Source organism: Vibrio diazotrophicus (genome assembly GCF_038452265.1).
GTDB lineage: Bacteria > Pseudomonadota > Gammaproteobacteria > Enterobacterales > Vibrionaceae > Vibrio > Vibrio diazotrophicus.
Window position 1 is genome coordinate 3,217,031 of sequence record NZ_CP151842.1, and the last position, 17,744, is coordinate 3,234,774.

General features: G+C 45.3%; 17 protein-coding genes. 2 read left to right on the plus strand and 15 right to left on the minus strand.

The features are described 5' to 3' along the window. Positions 1–112 precede the first annotated feature (112 nt). Positions 113–874, plus strand: coding sequence for a TatD family hydrolase (locus AAGA51_RS14880; RefSeq protein WP_042487942.1), 762 nt, complete (start codon positions 113–115; stop codon positions 872–874). A 171-nt stretch (positions 875–1,045) separates the two neighbouring features. Here AAGA51_RS14880 and AAGA51_RS14885 read toward each other — a convergent pair whose 3' ends face one another. The 11 genes from AAGA51_RS14885 to rmuC form a co-directional block, all read right to left on the minus strand. Further along, positions 1,046–1,984, minus strand: a complete 939-nt coding sequence (locus tag AAGA51_RS14885) for a glycoside hydrolase family 43 protein (RefSeq protein WP_042487939.1) — start codon at positions 1,982–1,984, stop codon at positions 1,046–1,048. Between the two features lie 11 nt (positions 1,985–1,995). Next, complete coding sequence (locus tag AAGA51_RS14890) at positions 1,996–3,390, minus strand: MFS transporter (RefSeq protein ID WP_042487936.1); 1,395 nt, start codon at positions 3,388–3,390, stop codon at positions 1,996–1,998. Between the two features lie 337 nt (positions 3,391–3,727). Next, entirely contained in the window at positions 3,728–4,312 is a 585-nt protein-coding gene (locus AAGA51_RS14895; RefSeq protein ID WP_042487934.1) for a cytochrome b/b6 domain-containing protein, read from the minus strand. Positions 4,313–4,315: 3 nt separating this feature from the next. Next, entirely contained in the window at positions 4,316–5,905 is a 1,590-nt protein-coding gene (locus AAGA51_RS14900) for a tetrathionate reductase family octaheme c-type cytochrome (protein WP_052404622.1), read from the minus strand. 232 nt (positions 5,906–6,137) lie between these two features. Next, a complete protein-coding gene (gene tatC / locus AAGA51_RS14905; protein WP_042487929.1) occupies positions 6,138–6,887 on the minus strand; it encodes a twin-arginine translocase subunit TatC in 750 nt (249 codons plus the stop codon). Positions 6,888–6,967: 80 nt separating this feature from the next. Then, the gene (tatB, locus tag AAGA51_RS14910; protein ID WP_042487925.1) at positions 6,968–7,423 is read right to left on the minus strand and encodes a Sec-independent protein translocase protein TatB; all 456 of its coding nucleotides are present in this window, start codon (positions 7,421–7,423) and stop codon (positions 6,968–6,970) included. Between the two features lie 3 nt (positions 7,424–7,426). Then, positions 7,427–7,666 (minus strand): Sec-independent protein translocase subunit TatA, encoded by a 240-nt coding sequence (tatA, locus tag AAGA51_RS14915; RefSeq protein WP_042487922.1) that lies wholly within the window; start codon positions 7,664–7,666, stop codon positions 7,427–7,429. Positions 7,667–7,716: 50 nt separating this feature from the next. Further along, positions 7,717–9,351 carry a ubiquinone biosynthesis regulatory protein kinase UbiB gene (ubiB, locus tag AAGA51_RS14920; protein ID WP_042487919.1) on the minus strand — a complete coding sequence of 545 codons (1,635 nt, stop codon included), beginning with the start codon at positions 9,349–9,351 and terminating at the stop codon, positions 7,717–7,719. 3 nt (positions 9,352–9,354) lie between these two features. Next, positions 9,355–9,987, minus strand: a complete 633-nt coding sequence (locus AAGA51_RS14925; protein WP_042487916.1) for a ubiquinone biosynthesis accessory factor UbiJ — start codon at positions 9,985–9,987, stop codon at positions 9,355–9,357. Positions 9,988–9,996: 9 nt separating this feature from the next. Beyond that, positions 9,997–10,782, minus strand: coding sequence for a bifunctional demethylmenaquinone methyltransferase/2-methoxy-6-polyprenyl-1,4-benzoquinol methylase UbiE (gene ubiE / locus AAGA51_RS14930; RefSeq protein ID WP_042487914.1), 786 nt, complete (start codon positions 10,780–10,782; stop codon positions 9,997–9,999). Between the two features lie 282 nt (positions 10,783–11,064). Next, positions 11,065–12,597, minus strand: coding sequence for a DNA recombination protein RmuC (rmuC, locus tag AAGA51_RS14935; protein WP_042488184.1), 1,533 nt, complete (start codon positions 12,595–12,597; stop codon positions 11,065–11,067). 142 nt (positions 12,598–12,739) lie between these two features. Between rmuC and AAGA51_RS14940 the strand changes: the two genes are divergently transcribed. Next, a complete protein-coding gene (locus AAGA51_RS14940; protein ID WP_042487911.1) occupies positions 12,740–13,648 on the plus strand; it encodes a DMT family transporter in 909 nt (302 codons plus the stop codon). 91 nt (positions 13,649–13,739) lie between these two features. On the opposite strand, the gene AAGA51_RS14945 is transcribed toward AAGA51_RS14940, so the two are convergent. The 4 genes from AAGA51_RS14945 to araA all read right to left on the minus strand — a co-directional run bounded on the left by AAGA51_RS14945 (position 13,740) and on the right by araA (position 17,741). Beyond that, positions 13,740–14,564, minus strand: a complete 825-nt coding sequence (locus AAGA51_RS14945) for an HDOD domain-containing protein (protein ID WP_042487908.1) — start codon at positions 14,562–14,564, stop codon at positions 13,740–13,742. 181 nt (positions 14,565–14,745) lie between these two features. Beyond that, the gene (gene araC, locus AAGA51_RS14950) at positions 14,746–15,585 is read right to left on the minus strand and encodes an arabinose operon transcriptional regulator AraC (protein WP_042487905.1); all 840 of its coding nucleotides are present in this window, start codon (positions 15,583–15,585) and stop codon (positions 14,746–14,748) included. 65 nt (positions 15,586–15,650) lie between these two features. Then, positions 15,651–16,181 (minus strand): hypothetical protein, encoded by a 531-nt coding sequence (locus tag AAGA51_RS14955; RefSeq protein WP_042487902.1) that lies wholly within the window; start codon positions 16,179–16,181, stop codon positions 15,651–15,653. Between the two features lie 57 nt (positions 16,182–16,238). Continuing rightward, positions 16,239–17,741: an L-arabinose isomerase gene (gene araA, locus AAGA51_RS14960; RefSeq protein ID WP_042487899.1), complete on the minus strand. Its 1,503-nt coding sequence runs from the start codon at positions 17,739–17,741 to the stop codon at positions 16,239–16,241. Between the last annotated feature and the right edge of the window lie 3 nt (positions 17,742–17,744).

Below are 17,744 nucleotides of genomic sequence, written 5' to 3' on the forward strand. Positions count from 1 at the left end.
TCATATCACTCTCAAACTCTGGTGCTAGAGCCTTTAAGTAAAAATACAAAAAATGACCCGATGCTCACACTCACGTATACTGCTCGCAAACAGAATTTAGCGAGACAACACCATGATTGATACCCATGCCCATATCTATGCCAGCGAATTTGACCAAGACAGAGATGCCGTTGTTCAACGCGCCTTAGAACAAGGTATCAACCAAATCTTGTTGCCAAATATCGACTTAGAATCCATCGAACTTATGCTGGCAACAGAAGCTGCCTATCCAGAGATTTGCCGTTCTATGATGGGGCTTCACCCTTGTTATGTAGACGCTAACGTAAATCAGACTCTGGAAACTATTCGTGCATGGTTTGATAAACACAATTTCATCGCTGTGGGTGAAATTGGTATCGACCTCTACTGGGATAAAACCTATCGCGCAGAACAAGAAATGGCGTTTGTCACTCAGCTTAACTGGGCGAAAGAGATGGACCTTCCTGTGGTGATACACACCCGAGACTCCATTGAGGAAACATTAGCCTTACTGCGTAAAGAGCAAGATGGTTCACTGCGTGGCGTGTTCCACTGCTTTGGTGGCAGTGTAGAAGAAGCCAAAGCGATCAACGATTTGGGCTTTCATCTTGGCTTAGGTGGTGTTTCTACTTTTAAAAATGGTGGTATGGATCAGGTGATTCCTCATCTCGACCTTAACTACGTGATTTTAGAAACCGACTGCCCTTACCTAGCACCGGTTCCTCATCGCGGTAAGCGAAATGAACCCGCTTACACCCAACTCGTCGCGAAACGAGTAGCTGAACTGCGTGAAATGACCATAGAAGAAGTGGATAACCTGACAACTAAAAATGCAAAAAAACTGTTCGGACTATAGACCTTACTAAAAGATAACGTCCCAGTTTATGACAAGCAGCCACCCGCCTTTTTCAAGGCAGGCGTGAAACAGACCCTAACAACGTACTACCCATGTAAACTGCGGATTTGCTTGCCACATACCGGGACGTAGCTCTTTAGATTAAAACCCTATAGACCGAATTCAGGTTAGTTATATTGCCTCACCAAACTGTGGGAGACCATTTTCCCAAGTTAGACGTTTTATGCGTGTATGGCGATTTGGGTCCCACAGAGGGTCTCCTTCAATCTCCGTATAGTCACGTGCGTGATAAACCAGTAAATCGTGGCCCTGCTCATCAACAGTGAAACTGTTATGTCCCGGACCATACACTTTTTTGTCCCAATTAGTTTTAAACACAGGAGACGGAGATTTTACCCAACTCTTCGGATCTAATAGATTACTGTCTTCATCAGCATACAAAAGTCCCATACAATAATTTTCATCTGTCGCACTGGCAGAATAAGTCATCCAGAACTTACCATGACGATGAATTACCGATGGTCCTTCATTCACCCAGAAACCTATCTGCTCCCAGTCAAATTCAGGAATAGTTAAACACTGAGGTGGCGTTTTTAAAATCGTCGGGGTCTCTAGCTCTGCGATATACAAATTCGAGTTTCCCTGAATTTTGTTGTCTTTCTGCGCCCAAACGTAGTAATTAATACCTTTATGAGTAAAGGAAGTCGCGTCTAAACAGAAAGTATCCATTCCGGTCTCAATCTGACCTTCGAATCTCCACTCATCAGTAATCGGATTCGCATTGCCATTGCAAATGGCATACATACGATGTTGGAACAAACCATCAACAATTTCACGTGATGGTGCTGCGGCGAAATACACATACCATGCACCATCAATAAAGTGTAGCTCTGGAGCCCATACCAGGTCACTGTATGGGCCTGTCTCGGGATGATACCACGCATTAATGAGCTCACTGGTCGTGTTTAACTCCTTAATCGTTTTCGCTCTGCGAATTTCGATACGATCATATTCAGGAACTGAAGCGGTAAAGTAGTAATAACCATCCGTATGTTTATAAATATGCGGATCCGCTCTTTGTTCAATAATTGGGTTAATCAAAGTACTCATGATTGATAACCTTAGCTAGCGTAGTTAGTAATGTGTTTTTCAGACTTAACCGTACTTAGGTTTTCTTCAACTTCGAGAATGTTGGTGGCCGTCATTGAATGATAATATTTATCCGTCACTTTGTACTTAAACATCAACACACCCATTAAGAAGTGGAACAAGCCCGGAATCACGGTCAGCATCAAAGCAATACCGGTTAACGCAAATTCTGACTGCTCCTGATTAGGTACATAGTCAAAGTAAGTTAATAACCAGCCTACGATTGCGCCCGCAATACCCATACCAAATTTCTGACTAAACGAGATACCACCAAACGCCAATCCTGAAACGCGGTTACCTGTTTTATATGCACCATAATCCACCGCTTCAGCAATCGCTGACCAAAATACAGGTGCATGTAAATCAACGACAAACGAAACAAGAAAATATAAAACAAATGCTAAAGCGATATCATCACGGCCAACGAACAAGTACAGTGCGGCACTGATCACGAGCACAGCGACCTGCGTATATCGGAACAACTTGATTTTGCAATATTTTTTAGTAATCCATGTTGAAGCGACCATAGCCAAAATCGCAGCAACCACACCGGTCGCTAAGAAAGCAGAAATCATCGCTTCATCGCCACCCAGATAATACTTGGCGTAGTACACAGCAACAGAACCACGAATAACATAGCCAACAGTACCGACAACACACACCATGCATAGGATAAACCACTGGTCGTTACGCATTAAAATCTTAACTTGCTCAACAAATGGTTTTTTATCCACGACATGTTCAATTCTTTCCTTCGTCGTAGCGAAGCAGAACAAAAATAGTAGCGTTCCCATTAAGCCCATCAGACCCATTGAGTACTGATAACCTAATTGAATATTGTCCGCTCCCCATTGAGCAGATAACTGAGGCACAATGATCGTGACTAAGAATGCAGCAATTTTGGCAAAAAAGAGTCGGTAACCATTCGCCGATAAACGTTCTTTAGGGTCATCCGTAAGTACACTAATTAGAGAAATATAGGGAATAGTGACTGCGGTAAACATCACCGTCACTAAAATGTAAGTCGCATAGGCGTAAACAAGTTTCGTGTTGTAATCACCATCTGGCGTACTAAACGCGAGGTAAACAGACAACCCAAATGGTACCGCTAAAAAAAGCATGTACTGGCGGTAGCGCCCCCAGCGAGAGGTAAATTTGTCAGTAATCATCCCCATCAGAGGATCAGTTACCGCGTCAATCAATCGAAAAACAATGAACAACAATGCAAGATCTTCAGGTTTGATACCAAAAATATCCGTATAGAAAAAAGTGATAATCAGCATCATTGATGATATGACCACATTCACAGCCATATCGCCGGCTCCAAAACCGACTTTTTCTAGCACGGGCAGCTTGTACTTATACATAAGGTTCTATCCTGTAATCATTATTTTTTTAATAATATTAGTAATAATATTAGTAATAATATAACTACAACTGGCTTATAAGGATGTTACATTCATCAAACTGGCTTTTTCGTAGCAATTTTGTACATAAACTCAGCAAAGTAGTTTATAAAAACCCATAAAAACGGAAACCAAGAGTTAATCAACGCGCAGAAACATACATATTTCATTATCGCTATAGCTGGGGGGGGGGAGAGACATAAAATGTATATTCGAAAAAACCTTTAACCAAAAAGAAAGCCCCCATGATGCTTTCTGCTCAGAGGGGCTCTACACCTAGATATTTGACGACTTTCAACTATGTTCGATGATCCTCCTCATACCCGGTAATCATGGTTTTGATATGACTGGTTGGCGTTGGGCCCGTCGTTGTCATGTATACATGCCCTATCAAGAACACCACAAACAGAAAAGCCACAAACAAATGCATCCCCGATAATGTGCCCAAAGGAATGACTTCAACACCGAAAGGGTGAAGTAGTAACAACGCGCCAGAAACCCAAATTAAAGGGGCTAATATCAGCTTAAAGCCCAGATAGAAAAAGCGCTGCAAAGGATTGTGCTTTCTCTCTGGTGTCGCTTGATACGGATGTGACTGCCCAAGGAAAATACCGCGCACATAGAAACTCACCACATCAGAGAGCTTGTCGGTCGTTGGCATATATTGCCGCCATTCCCCTGTCGTGAAATGCCAGAAAATGGCAAACAACCATAGAACAATCAGCGTGACGGCACACAACTCATGCCAGAACAAAGCATCTTCGAAACCTAACCACTGGTAAGAGCCATGAATTTCAAATCCGGTCACTATCATCGCGATAATCAGTAAGCTCTGTGCCCAGTGCCAGAAGCGTTCAAAGCGTTTATAAACCATATGACGCATAACCTACTCCTTACCTTGCGGATAACGCGAGAACAACCTTAACAAGCCATGTATTGCGGCTGCCAACACAGTCAGAGCAACCAACCACCACAAATACTGACTATTACCATCAAGGGCATCATCACGGCCGGGAATATAGAAACCAGCAATTTTCGCCATTCGCCCATCTTTGCTGTGGCAGTCTTGGCATTCCAATGCTTTCTCTGCTGGAGCCACCATATGGGTTATCGGGAAGTGATAATCGGTGTCGACAAACGCCATCTCACCGCCAAACTCCAATCCACTCGCCACCATACCTGCTGTTGCAGCCGCAGACCAATCATAAGATTTCCAATAAGCTGAACTATCTTTACCGAACAGATGTGGCGTTATCATCAGTTGATTTTTCACATCATAAGGCTGTTTTCCTTTCATCACTTTAAACGGCCAAATGCGAGTCCCTTCTTCACCACAAGTTCCCTGAACTTTGGTCAGTTCAATTACACCATTTGCATTAGGCTCAACCTTCTCACCCACTGTGGTGTAATCAATCTCGCCATTAAAACAGGCATATTCAGGAACCACGTTTTTCTCCCAAACGAAATCCCCTTTTTTCGGATCGTAAAGTGGATTACCCCACTCATCTTTGGTCATTGGCCGTTTCTTGTCGCCAGCAGTAGACCAATCCCAGAAGGTTTTTGTCGCTTTTTCACGGGCAAATTCTGGAATATGGCATGTCTGACAAGCGACATTTTCTGCATGCTGATTAAGGCGAATCGCTTCACGTGAACCTTGGTGAGGCGCGGCACTATGGCAAGATTCGCAAGTCGCACGACTCATGTCAGTGTGTCCGGGAATGTCGATACCAGAGGTATCTTTTGCATTCATCGAGTAGCGAGAACCCTGAGTAATGTGCGCACTGGTGGTATGGCAGTCCTGGCACTTCAAATTAGCGCCCTCTTTGGCAAGATGCACATCGAGTTCAGGAGAGGCGGTATTAAGACTTGAATCCATATCGCCGTGTTTGACGGCATCACCACCACCACCAAAGAAATGACAACTGCCGCAGTTCTTTACTTCTGGCGTTGCAACACTTTTGGCGGATTGTGCTAAATCAACTGCAGGGAGAATTTTCCCTGAGCCAACAGGCCATTCTGTATCGACATAATTGGGATGACCGGCTGCGGTAGGAAATTTTCGGTATTGACCGGATTGATCATGGCAGACCAAACAGTCGATACTCTCTTGTTTGGTGAAATCAAATTGGTCGTCTTTCCAGCCATATCCGGTGTGGCAGCTAGTACAGCGAGGTTCATTGGAAGCAGTAGAGATGCAGAAGTTATTGACGACGTTTTTCTTGCCGTAAATCTCATCTGAACTGATCTGTTCATGCTCCCACGTCCAATGGGTTGAAGCCTGAATCTGCTCGCCCGCTTTGGTGTGGCATTCCAAACACGCTTTTGTCACTTCCTGCGCTTTGTTAAAAGGCCCGTTCAGTTGTTCAAAGGTTTGGTGATCAGCCGTTGACGCATAAGCCAATGACATAGTTACGGTGAAAAACACCGTAAGTAACAGCAATAACACCGAGCTGTGTCTAATCGTTATAGTTTTCATTCCGAACATACCTTCCTGGTAAATTAGAATTCGCTTATATAATTAGACAAAAGAATTTCAAATGCGAAAGCAGATCGCAGCACAATTGTTTTAAATCAAACTATTGTGCAAAAAACCATCAATGACGCATCAGATCGTAAAACTGTGATGGATATAGAATTTGCTCAACCAGCGGGCACAAAAAAGGAGCCAAAGCTCCTTTTCATCTCGATGTTCACTGCGGCCTATCGGCCTATTCTTCCACTTCCTCTTCATCCGCTTCTTTCTTGGTATAGAAACGAGCAAAGATAAGTCCGACTTCAAACAGCAAGCACATTGGAATTGCCAATAAGGTCTGTGAAATCATATCCGGCGGCGTAAGCAGCATACCGACAACAAACGCTGCCACAATGATGTACGGGCGCTTAGTTGCCAAAGACTTAGGTGTGGTTGCACCTGTCCAGCAAAGCAAGCAGATGGCGACGGGTACTTCAAACGCGATACCAAACGCCAAGAAAAGCGCTAAGACGAAATCAAGATAACTGGCAATGTCGGTTGCGATTTCCACACCACCCAATGCAATAGCGGTAAAGAAACCAAACACCAGCGGGAATACCACGAAGTAAGCGAAAGCAACACCGCAGTAAAACAATAGCGAGCTAGAAAACAGCAGAGGGAAAATTAAGCGACGCTCATGTTTATACAAACCCGGAGCCACAAATGCCCATACCTGATAAAGGATATAAGGCACAGAGAGAAACACAGCAACAATCAGAGTCAGCTTAAGTGGTGTAAAGAACGGTGAAGCAACATCGGTTGCAATCATTGTCGCGCCTTCCGGCAGACGTTCCACCAGCGGCTTGGAGACAAACTCGTAAATTTCACCGGAGAAATAGATCAAAGCAAGAAACACAACCAGCACGCCCGCGATACTGTGCAATAAGCGGTTACGTAGCTCGAGAAGGTGACTAATTAAAGGCTGCGTCTGTTCTACAGAAGACATTGGAACCTCATGTGACAGCTCATATAACTGAGATCATAAAACAGAAAATGAAGAGCAACGTGTGCTCTTCATTTGATGGCTTATTCGGCTTTCTTTTCTGCCGATTTAGACTCTTCCTCAGTTGGCTGAGTTTGAGCTTGCGCAGTAACATTTATCGTTTCTGAACCATTCATTGACTCTGAAACATCCATAGTTTCTGCGCTCGTTGCGGCTGAATTATCCGCTGTTTGCGTATTGTTCGATGCAGCATAAGGACGCTGAACATCTTGCGCCGCTTGCTTTAGCTTATCGACCGATTCTTGAAGTTCAGGTGAAAGATTTTTCATACCCATTTGCTCAGCTTTGCGCAAGTTTTCTTGTAACTCTTGCACTTTCAGCTCATGAGCCAACTCATCTTTCACACTGTTCGCCATACTTTTCGCCGCACCAATAAATTTGGTCACGCTGCGAATAGCATGTGGCAAACGTTCAGGACCTAATACCACTAAAGCAACAACAGAGATTAATACCAGCTCCCAAAAACCGATATCGAACACTCTTTACGCCTGCTCTTTGTCTTTTTTGGTTTCAGTTGAAGCAGCTGTTTTTTGTTGCTCCAAGTTCTTTGGTTCAAAGTCAGCGTCTTTTTCTTCTGGCTTCTCTTCTTCAGCCATCGCCTTTTTGAAACCTTTTACTGCACCACCAAGATCACCGCCGATGCCACGTAATTTCTTTGTACCAAACAATAGAACTACGATCACAGCAATGATAAGAAGTTGCCAAATACTGATACCACCCATTATTTCTACCTCGGGGTTATTTACTCATAATGATTTCTGAAGTTTATCGCCTAACGACGATAAGCCCGCCAACTAAACAGCCAAAATGTGAAGCCTGCAACCGCACTGCCCACAGCTAACTGCTCAAAGTGACTGGCGACCAGTATTGCCGAGCATACGACTAATGTGGCGCCAATACCAAATAAAAACTTGCCTGTAGCCTGCTGACGTTTTGTTTCTCGATACCCTTGGTAAAGCTGATCAATACGCTGATTCATCACTTTACCTTGGCGTAAACTGTCGTATAGCAGCTCTGGTAACTCAGGTAATTTTTCTGCCCAGAATGGCGCACGCTCTTTCAGTGCGTTGATGACAGCTTGCGGCCCCACTTGGTTCATCATCCATTTTTCTAGGAAAGGTTTCGCCGTTTGCCACAAATCGAGTTGCGGATAAAGCTGGCGGCCAAGCCCTTCAACATAAAGCAGAGTTTTCTGCAGCAATACCAATTGTGGCTGAACTTCCATATTGAATCGGCGCGCTGTATTGAACAGGTTCAACAGCACGTGGCCAAACGAAATTTCACAAAGAGGTTTTGCAAATATAGGTTCACAGACGATACGAATTGCGACTTCAAACTCATCAATATTGGTATCGTGAGGTACCCAGCCAGAATCAACGTGCAGCTCAGCGACTTTGCGGTAATCTCGGTTAAAGAATGCCAAGAAGTTTTCGGCTAAATAACGTTTATCTTCGCTGTTGAGTGTGCCTACGATGCCACAGTCCAAGCCAATCCACTGTGGATTTTCTGGATGTTCAGGGTTCACAAACACGTTGCCCGGATGCATGTCGGCATGGAAGAAACTATCGCGGAACACCTGAGTGAAAAACACGCTCACTCCGCGTTCAGCTAACAGCTTCATATTGGTGCCATTTGCTTGCAAACGTTCTACGTCAGAAACCTGAATGCCGTATATTCGCTCAGAAACCATGACAGTTTCATTACTCAAATCGCTAATTATTTCAGGAACGTAAAGTTCTTCACTGTCTTCGAAGTTACGACGCAAGCGAATTGCGTTGGCCGCTTCTCTGCGCAAATCCAACTCATCGATCAGCGTTTTTTCGTACTCTCGTACCACTTCGACTGGCTTGAGACGTTTAGTCTCCGGAGTCGCTTTGGCAACAATCCGCGCCATGCGATACATCAACTTAATATCGGCATCAATCACAGGGCGAATATCAGGACGAATCACTTTTAAAACGATCTCGCGGCCGTTTTCTTTTAGTTTCGCAGTGTGCACCTGAGCAATTGAAGCTGACGCCAGCGGTTCGATATCAAAATCGTCAAACCAAGTTTCTAAGCTGCCGCCGAGCGCTTTTTCCATCTGCTGTTTTGCCTGCTTGCCGTCAAATGGCGCAACCTTGTCTTGCAGCAGCGCAAGCTGATCAGCGATATGTGGCGGGAACAGATCACGACGAGTCGACATCATCTGACCAAACTTAATCCATACTGGCCCCAACTCTTGCAGCGCAAGACGCAGACGTTCACCTAACGGCTTATCACTGTGCTGATTACGAATCCAAAACAGCGACTTACGCAACAATCGTGGTGCTTTTGCTAATTGATGATCAGGAAGAAATTCATCCAGCCCATATTCGAGCTGAACTTTGATAATTCTATATAGGCGCTTAAGTTCTGAAGGCGTCATAAGTTATTTGGCAACCTCAGCGTTTTCCTTGCTTATTTTCTCTAGCAGTGCCGCTAGCTTTGCTTCTAAACGTGCAGCCTGACTTTTCACGTCATCGACTTGATCGCAGAAATAGGCGATCTCTAACGGAGCGGGTGCAATGCGCCACTCTTCAGTCAGCACTTGAGCCAGATGGTTCTGATGCTTATTAAACTGAGACGTCAGCAAAGAGCCGACGTTCTTCGCCCCCTGAACCACTGTATGAGCAACCACATCACCAGTGACTCGTGATAGCCATTCTTCAATGTCAGGTTTGCAATCTGTCATCAACTGAGAAAATTTCTGAGCCAGTTGGATATCACCTTCCAGCACCAACTTATCTTGTTTGATGAGTTTAGTGATATTGGCTTGTTCACGCAGTTCTGGCAGTACAGACAGATGCAGTGACAAGTAACAGTCTGGCTTGCCTTCATAATTTGCCAGTACATCGATCTGTTGGCTGAAAACAAACGTTAGAGTCTTATTCAGTTCTTTGAGATGCACTTGAATCACTTGCCCTTTAAGGCGAGCAAGACGACGACCCAAGTTAGGGTCGTCTTTAATCAGGGTATTTAGAGAGGTTTCAATCACCGCGGTGACGAGAGGTTCAAACGGCATAAGCGGTCCTTAGAATTTGTAACCGCGGTGCAGTGCGACGATACCACCAGTCAGGTTGTAGTAGCTTGCTTGCTCGAAGCCTGCTTCAACCATCATACCTTTTAAGGTTTCTTGGTCTGGATGCATGCGAATTGATTCTGCTAAATAACGGTAGCTGTCTGCATCGTTAGCAATCAGTTCACCCATTTTTGGCAAGATATGGAACGAATAAGCATCATAAATTTTAGAAAGCGGATCTAAAACAGGCTTAGAAAACTCAAGCACTAACAGACGACCACCCGGTTTTAAAACGCGGTACATAGAGCGCAGTGCTTTATCTTTATCTGTTACGTTACGCAGACAGAAGCTGATAGTAATGCAGTCAAAATGGTTATCTGGGAACGGCAGTTCTTCCGCGTTCGCTTGTACGAAATCAATGTTGCCGACAATGCCGCGGTCACGCAGTTTATCGCGACCTACGTTAAGCATTGAGTTATTGATGTCCGCCAGAATAACGTGGCCTTTATCGCCAACAATACGAGAAAACTTCGCAGCCAGATCACCAGTACCGCCACCAAGATCGAGAATTTTTTGTCCCGGACGTGCGCCTGAGCAATCAATCGTAAAACGCTTCCATAGTCGATGAACACCACCCGACATTAAGTCATTCATGATGTCGTATTTCGCTGCTACAGAGTGAAATACCTGAGCGACTTTGGTTGCTTTTTCTTCTTTACGAACGGTTTCGAAACCGAAATGCGTTGTGTCTTGATCTGTCATTGCTGTATTCGTTTGCACGCTACTACTGTCCGTCATCGTTTCTATCCGTCATTGTGGTCGCTATATTCTTCCTACTTGAAGCTGCAGCGCTTTATGTTTTGGTATAGGGGCTACGTTCGGTCACCCCAATCACATAGTTATCTATGCTCATGGGGATTCACTCACTTGCCGCCTACCTGCAACTCCAAGTAGTTTGAGTATATTGCGCCCGCCATCATTCGTTTCTTTTCAATTTGGTTGCTATGCAGCGCACTCTTTGTTTGAGTACTTTCCTTTTGAAAAAAGCGTTCAAAAAAGTGACTAAACTGCCGCGGGCAATCAGTTTACTTTATCCTCTCCTTGATGTCTTTCTACTAAAGGGGCATTTTCAAAATCTTCGCCAATTTGTGCCTTTTCCGCCCACTGAGAATGGATAGAACGTTTCACTTCAACCCCAAGCTGCTTAAAGCTTTCTGCCTGACTGATAGCATTTCCGCGACCAGTGACAAGCTTGTTCATCGCACCCTGATAATTTTGGTTGGCTCTGTCTAACGCAGAACCCAATCCTTCCATATCATCAACGAACAGGCGTAGCTTGTCGTAAAGCTTGCTGGCACGCTCGGCAATGAGACGAGCATTTTGGTTCTGGCGATCATTACGCCATAGGTTGTCAATGGTGCGCAGCGCCACCAGCAATGTGGTTGGACTGACAAGGATAATATTTTGCTCCATCGCATCTTTCACCAAGCTTGGTTCAGCCTGAATCGCGACTTGGAATGCAGGTTCCACCGGAATAAACATCAGCACATAATCGAGGCTCTCAATGCCGCGAAGCTGATGGTAGTCTTTCTGGCTTAAGCCTTTGATGTGATTACGTAGTGCAAGCAAGTGATCGCGCAGAGCAGCATCACGCTCTTCATCGGTTTCTGCATGGAAATAGCGCTCATAAGCCACCAGCGCCATTTTCGAATCCACCACCACTTGTTTATCTTGTGGCAGATGAACAATCACATCCGGCTGATAACGCTTGCCCATATCATTTTGCAAACTAACCTGTGTTTCGTACTCATGGCCTTCACGCAAGCCTGATTCTGCCAGCACGCGAGCCAGTACGACCTCTCCCCAGTTACCCTGCTGCTTGTTGTCGCCTTTTAGTGCCTGAGTAAGGTTCAACGCCTCTTTTGCCATCTGTTCATTGAGGTTTTGCAAATTACGCAGCTCGTGCACCAAGGTGTGACGCTCTTTGGCTTCGTTGTTGAAGTTGTCATTCACCTGTTTACGGAAACCTTCTAACTGCTCTTTTAGCGGACTCAACAAACCATCAAGGCTCTGTTTGTTCTGTTGATCCACTTTTGCCGCTTTATCTTCAAACACTTGGTTAGCAAGGTGTTCAAATTGCTGTTTCAAACGTTCTTCGGCGGTTTCCAGTAAACGTAATTTCTCTGAGTTCGATTCAAGCTGCTGTTGATGACGCGCTTCTTGCTCACGCAATTGGACATCAAGCTGCGCTTTTAGCTCGCGTAAGTGGTTCAACTCATCGTTGTACTGATCTCGTTCAAGCTTCACGGCATCGAAATAGCGCAGTTTTTCCATAGCAGCCATCAGTTTGCCGTGCAGTTGTTTTAGCTCGAACTCTGCTTTATCACGCTCTTGATCCAGCTCTTCCAGCTCACCCAAACTGTTGTTCAAGCTTACCTTCAGTTGCTCGATTTGCTGTTGATACCAGCGAGCATCATTAATAATTTGCTGATCGAGCAGCTGGGTTCTGACTTGCATTTTTTGCTTAACCCAAAGCCCAATCACGCCCCCAGATATTATCGCACTCGCGAGTGCAGGAGCCCAAAGCAGTATGTTGTTGATAATCCATTGCATCATAAAGGTTTACTTCGTCTAGTCGTGACTTAAGTCTGTTGACAAAAATGGTATTTCCATACTGGATAAATGTCCAGTTTGTGGCGCATTTATTCCACCGTTAGACTAGCCAAATAACGTCAAATAAAGTTAGGGAAAACCAATGAACGAGCGTCGCGCATTAGGGCTAGGACTGTCCGCAGTTCTGCTTTGGTCCACCGTTGCCACAGCTTTTAAACTCACTCTGGCAGAATTCACGCCGATTCAAATGCTCACTATCGCAAGTATTGTCTCAGCACTGGCTTTATTCATTATTTGCGCCCTAAGAGGTCATCTAAATCTGATCGCCAGCACCTTTTTTGCTAACCCTTGGTACTACTTGCTTCTAGGGCTGGTTAACCCTCTGGCTTACTATTTAATTTTATTTAAAGCGTATGCTTTACTTCCAGCTTCGCAAGCTCAGTCCATTAATTATAGCTGGGCAATCACCTTAACGTTGATGGCAGCGGTTTTCTTGGGTCAAACTATCAGAAAGCAAGATTGGCTCGCCTGTATTCTCAGCTACTTAGGCGTTATTGTCATTGCCACCAAAGGCGATGTACTGGGTTTGAAATTTGACAGCCCACTTGGCGTCGGTTTAGCGCTGCTTTCCACATTGCTTTGGGCCGGATACTGGATTCTCAACACCAAAAACCAGGCAGAACCCGTTGTCGGTGTACTACTTGGGTTCCTTGTGGCCATTCCGTTTACTATCGGTTTGAACCTTTATGAAAGCGCTCCATGGAGCCAGATAACCTTTAACGGTTGGGCGGCAGTAACCTACGTAGGGCTATTTGAAATGGGCATTACCTTTGTGCTCTGGCTCGGCGCATTGAAAAGCACCAACAACACCGCACGCATCAGCAACCTGATTTTTGCCTCTCCGTTTATCTCTCTCATACTGCTGGCAACGATTATTGGTGAGGAGATTCACCCTTCAACCTTAATCGGCTTAGTGATGATCATCATTGGTCTTGTTGTGCAACAACTGAAGTTTTCTCGCAAGCAACCCAGCTCGGTTTCATCTTCGTGACTATGTTTTATTTACAAGACTTTACACCTCCCCTCTAAATTCCCCCCTCAACAGAGGGGGAGAACCAAGAGCAACAGGTTTTGCGGTGGATTTAAAACAATTGGTGAGCAAGCTCCACCCCATGCCCCCTAACTTGGTCAATTTCAATATAAACATCAGATGATAACGCCAAGGCCTTCGCTGCTGGGTGACGAGTGAGGAAGGCTCGTTTTTCTCGTTCATCAAACAGTGAGTCCCATCTTTTATGGATTTCGCGCGCTAAAAACAGCACACAGGCCAGACGTTTAGCTTCCGTTGCCTTCCCCGGATGATTCACATTTTCTATCGCATCCGCCATATCTGAAGGAAACTGCCACTCGCGAGCTAGCCTTGCCCCAAGCTCCTGAGCATCGGTATCGAGCAGCTCTTTTTGTACCGCAATCAACTCCTCACCATGATCAACGCGGTATTTTATTTGTGACGCAATATCTGGCTCTAATGCATGAATCATAAGTTCACCGATATTGTGTAGCACTCCGGTCGTAAAGGCTTCATTCGGGTCTAAGCGTGCGGCTCGCGCCAGCTTGCTGGCTATCATGGCAATTTCAAAAGTATTGGCCCAATAGTCTTTGATATTGAGGGTGGCGAGTTTAGGGAAAACACCAGACACAACCGAAGAAGAGATCAGCGTTCGCACCGCACCGCTGCCGACACGAATAATCGCTTCGTTAATCGTTGAAACACCATGCGCGCCACCAAACTGGGCTGAATTTGCCATCCGCAAAACTCGGGCACTAAGCACTTGGTCCATCGACATCTTACGCGAAAGCTCACTGAAGTTGAGGTTCTCACTGTTCACCATGTTCAGTAGCTCTTGTTGAATACTTTCAATACGAGGTAATTCATTAAAACGAGAGAGCAAGGCTTCTTGATTCATTCTGGCTACTCCTTTTGCCAACCAACAAATCAACTATAGTTTAGAAATAATCATTGTTGAAAATGCCATGCGCTTTGCAGCTAAAGCTGGAATCTAGCTCAAGATACTTGCTCTGATCATTGTTATTTAGCCAGTAAAAACAAAGCCAGAGAAGGTCTCCGGCTTTGTTTTAGATAATTTATCAGGTGATTTTCTCTCGATATAGTTTCGGGCTAACACCCGCTTTGCGCTTGAACACGCGAGAGAAATAAAGGGGATCGGAATAGCCGACTATTCGACCAATATGGTTAACTGAATAGTGAGTAGTCACTAACAATTGCTTCGCTCGGCTAATACGTTGGTCATCGCGCCATTGGGTAATGGTCATCTTCATTTCGTCGCGGAACAAGTGTCCTAAGCGAGATGGCGACAAGCAGGTATGCGCAGCAATTTCCTCAAGAGTGAAATCCTGATTGAGGTTTTGCGTCATGTAGTTAATCGCTTGAATGATTCGCGGATCAAGCGGTTTGCAGACCACATCCGGTTGTACTGATTTACAACGGATCAGTAACTGCTCAAGTAAGTTGATTGCTAAATCATCCCGATAGGGAAGGTCCGATTTAGCCGTATATTCGATATCAACAAACAAGCTTTCAATGTGTTCGATATCCTGCGCAGACAAGCCGCTGGTGACATAAACACCATTACGCTCTTCCTGCCAGTTTAACCAGTCATTCCAAAATGCACGCGGCCGGAAATACACCCAACGGTGAAACCATGAAGCGTTGTCTTCTTTGCGACGGTAATAATGGGCGGCGCTAGGAGGAAACAGGAGTAAGTCTCCCGCTTTAACATGAAATTCATGTTCACCGGAAAAAATGGTGCCTTCACCTTTGCTGGTGATATTGATGATGTACCCTTTCATGCCGTTTGGACGATCAATGGTGTAGTCGAGCTCGTCACCTTCGATAATGGGTGTGAGACCTGCGACTAAATGCGCATCAAAGTCATACCCCGGCTTGAGTGGATCTGTGTTTTGCATAGACCAACAATCATTAGAATTTTTTCTAGTGTATGTTGAGCCCGGAAGTATTGCGATTTTCGACATCACATTTTATCTAATACGATCCACTGAGTCGCTGAAAAAGCTTCGCGAAATAGATCAGGTTTAATGGAGTGACGAATAGATTCACTAGGAAGACCATGACGACAGCGCTGCCAATCCGGTTGTTCTGATTGTGGCGGTTGATCATTCTCCACGCTATCCAGCGGCACTATCTCATGTCTAATGTCTAAACGTGTTGGAATACTATTGCGCGCCAAATACTCAATCACCACTGCTTTATCGTGAAAGTAGTAGTTCATGTTGACGGATAGCTTGTCGACATGGTGCAGCTGACACCACTGTTCTATTCGATCATGGCGATGACGAAACTTCCACTGAGCCTCAGAAACATCCAACGGCTCACCATTGTTAATCAGTTCCAGCTTACCTTGATACAACACCTTATCCGCATACAGAAGTTCAAACTTCTCCGGATTCTGGCATGCGACTCGCAGTGTCCACTGGTGGTAGTTAATATCAAGCGGACTGTGAACATCGAAGCCCGGCTCTGTTTTAGATTCGTCAACCGCCATAAATACCTCTACAACCTCTCCCTCACAGCCGTATCACTGTGAGGGAGAATCTATCGATTAAACACCTGAAGCTAGACGGTAGTACAAGCTGTTCGTTTTCAGCTCTTGCTTAAACTTACGAGTCTCAGTGCTTTCGTCGATCACAACCATTTCCATTCCCAGAATGTCCGCATAATCCGCCAACATATCCACACTCACCTGTTGGCTGTACGCACTGTGGTGCGCGCCACCCGCGTGAATCCAAGTCGCCGCAGCCACTTGTAGGTTTGGCATTGGTTCCCATAACGCGTGTGCAACTGGAAGATGAGGCATGCTTTGCGGTGGAGCAACGGTTTTCAACGTGTTCACTACCATGCGGAAGCGATTCCCAAGATCAATCACAGACACGTTTAGCGCATTGCCTTCTTTACCGCTGAACAGCAAACGAGGAACATCACACTTCAATCCAATGGTATGACGGTGGATTTCGAGACGAGGTTTGGCTGCCGCAATTGACGGACACACTTCTAGCATGTGCGCGCCTAATGCTTGGTCAGTGGCACCGAAGTTATAGGTGTAGTCTTCCATAAATGAAGTACCACCTTGGCGACCTTTACCCATCTGCTTCATGATGTGAACCATTGCAGAAGTCTTCCAGTCACCTTCACCGCCGTAACCAAAGCCTTTCGCCATTAGACGTTGTGTTGCAAGGCCTGGCAGAGAACCCAAACCGGTTAGGTTTTCGAAGGTGTTAGTAAATGCGCTGGCACCTACGTCAGTTAAGAAACGTTCCATACCCATTTCTAGGCGTGCTTCGTGCTGCATCAGTTTTAGCAGAGCGGCATCTGTCAGCAGCTCAGGTTTCATTTCATAGGTTGATGCGTATTCATCAAGCAGACGAGAGACATCCGCATCCGAAACTGATTGAACCGCTTCAGTCAGTTCACCCAAGCCGTAAGCGTTCACTTCGTAGCCGAACTGGATTTGAGCAGAAACTTTGTTGCCTTCGGTGACCGCAACTTGGCGCATGTTGTCACCAAAACGCGCCACTTTAAGATTCTGACCAGCGTTAATACCGATAGCAGCGCGGCACCAGTCATCAATTTCCGCGTGAACATTTGGATTCTGCCAGTGACCAACCACCACTTTACGGTCAATCCCCATACGAGTACCGATAAAGCCAAACTCACGACAACCATGAGCACTTTGGTGAGTGTTCATGTAGTTCATGTCAATGTCGTCCCAAGGAAGTGCGGCATTGAACTGAGTATGCAGATGAAGGAATGGTTTGTTCAGTTGAGATAGACCCGCAATCCACATTTTCGCTGGAGAGAAGGTGTGCATCCAAAGCACCAAACCAACACAGTCAGGATCGTTGTTCGCCGCACGGCACACATTTAAGATTTCATCAGGAGACTTCACCGTACCTTTATCTAGCATAGGTACTGAGATAGCGTTGCTTTGATTGAAACTAGCAACGATCTGCGCGCTGTCTTGCGCGACATTTTCTAACACTTTTGGTCCGTATAGCGTTTGTGAACCAGTGACAAACCAAACTTGTTTTTCATTAAATACTTTCATGAC

Bases quoted from the DNA above. Each gene is read 5' to 3' on its own strand.
- AAGA51_RS14880 (WP_042487942.1), top strand. From the start codon at position 113: ATGATTGATACCCATGCCCATATCTATGCCAGCGAATTTGACCAAGAC.
- AAGA51_RS14885 (WP_042487939.1), bottom strand. From the start codon at position 1,984: ATGAGTACTTTGATTAACCCAATTATTGAACAAAGAGCGGATCCGCAT.
- AAGA51_RS14890 (WP_042487936.1), bottom strand. From the start codon at position 3,390: ATGTATAAGTACAAGCTGCCCGTGCTAGAAAAAGTCGGTTTTGGAGCC.
- AAGA51_RS14895 (WP_042487934.1), bottom strand. From the start codon at position 4,312: ATGCGTCATATGGTTTATAAACGCTTTGAACGCTTCTGGCACTGGGCA.
- AAGA51_RS14900 (WP_052404622.1), bottom strand. From the start codon at position 5,905: ATGAAAACTATAACGATTAGACACAGCTCGGTGTTATTGCTGTTACTT.
- tatC (WP_042487929.1), bottom strand. From the start codon at position 6,887: ATGTCTTCTGTAGAACAGACGCAGCCTTTAATTAGTCACCTTCTCGAG.
- tatA (WP_042487922.1), bottom strand. From the start codon at position 7,666: ATGGGTGGTATCAGTATTTGGCAACTTCTTATCATTGCTGTGATCGTA.
- ubiB (WP_042487919.1), bottom strand. From the start codon at position 9,351: ATGACGCCTTCAGAACTTAAGCGCCTATATAGAATTATCAAAGTTCAG.
- AAGA51_RS14925 (WP_042487916.1), bottom strand. From the start codon at position 9,987: ATGCCGTTTGAACCTCTCGTCACCGCGGTGATTGAAACCTCTCTAAAT.
- ubiE (WP_042487914.1), bottom strand. From the start codon at position 10,782: ATGACGGACAGTAGTAGCGTGCAAACGAATACAGCAATGACAGATCAA.
- rmuC (WP_042488184.1), bottom strand. From the start codon at position 12,597: ATGCAATGGATTATCAACAACATACTGCTTTGGGCTCCTGCACTCGCG.
- AAGA51_RS14940 (WP_042487911.1), top strand. From the start codon at position 12,740: ATGAACGAGCGTCGCGCATTAGGGCTAGGACTGTCCGCAGTTCTGCTT.
- AAGA51_RS14945 (WP_042487908.1), bottom strand. From the start codon at position 14,564: ATGAATCAAGAAGCCTTGCTCTCTCGTTTTAATGAATTACCTCGTATT.
- araC (WP_042487905.1), bottom strand. From the start codon at position 15,585: ATGCAAAACACAGATCCACTCAAGCCGGGGTATGACTTTGATGCGCAT.
- AAGA51_RS14955 (WP_042487902.1), bottom strand. From the start codon at position 16,181: ATGGCGGTTGACGAATCTAAAACAGAGCCGGGCTTCGATGTTCACAGT.
- araA (WP_042487899.1), bottom strand. From the start codon at position 17,741: ATGAAAGTATTTAATGAAAAACAAGTTTGGTTTGTCACTGGTTCACAA.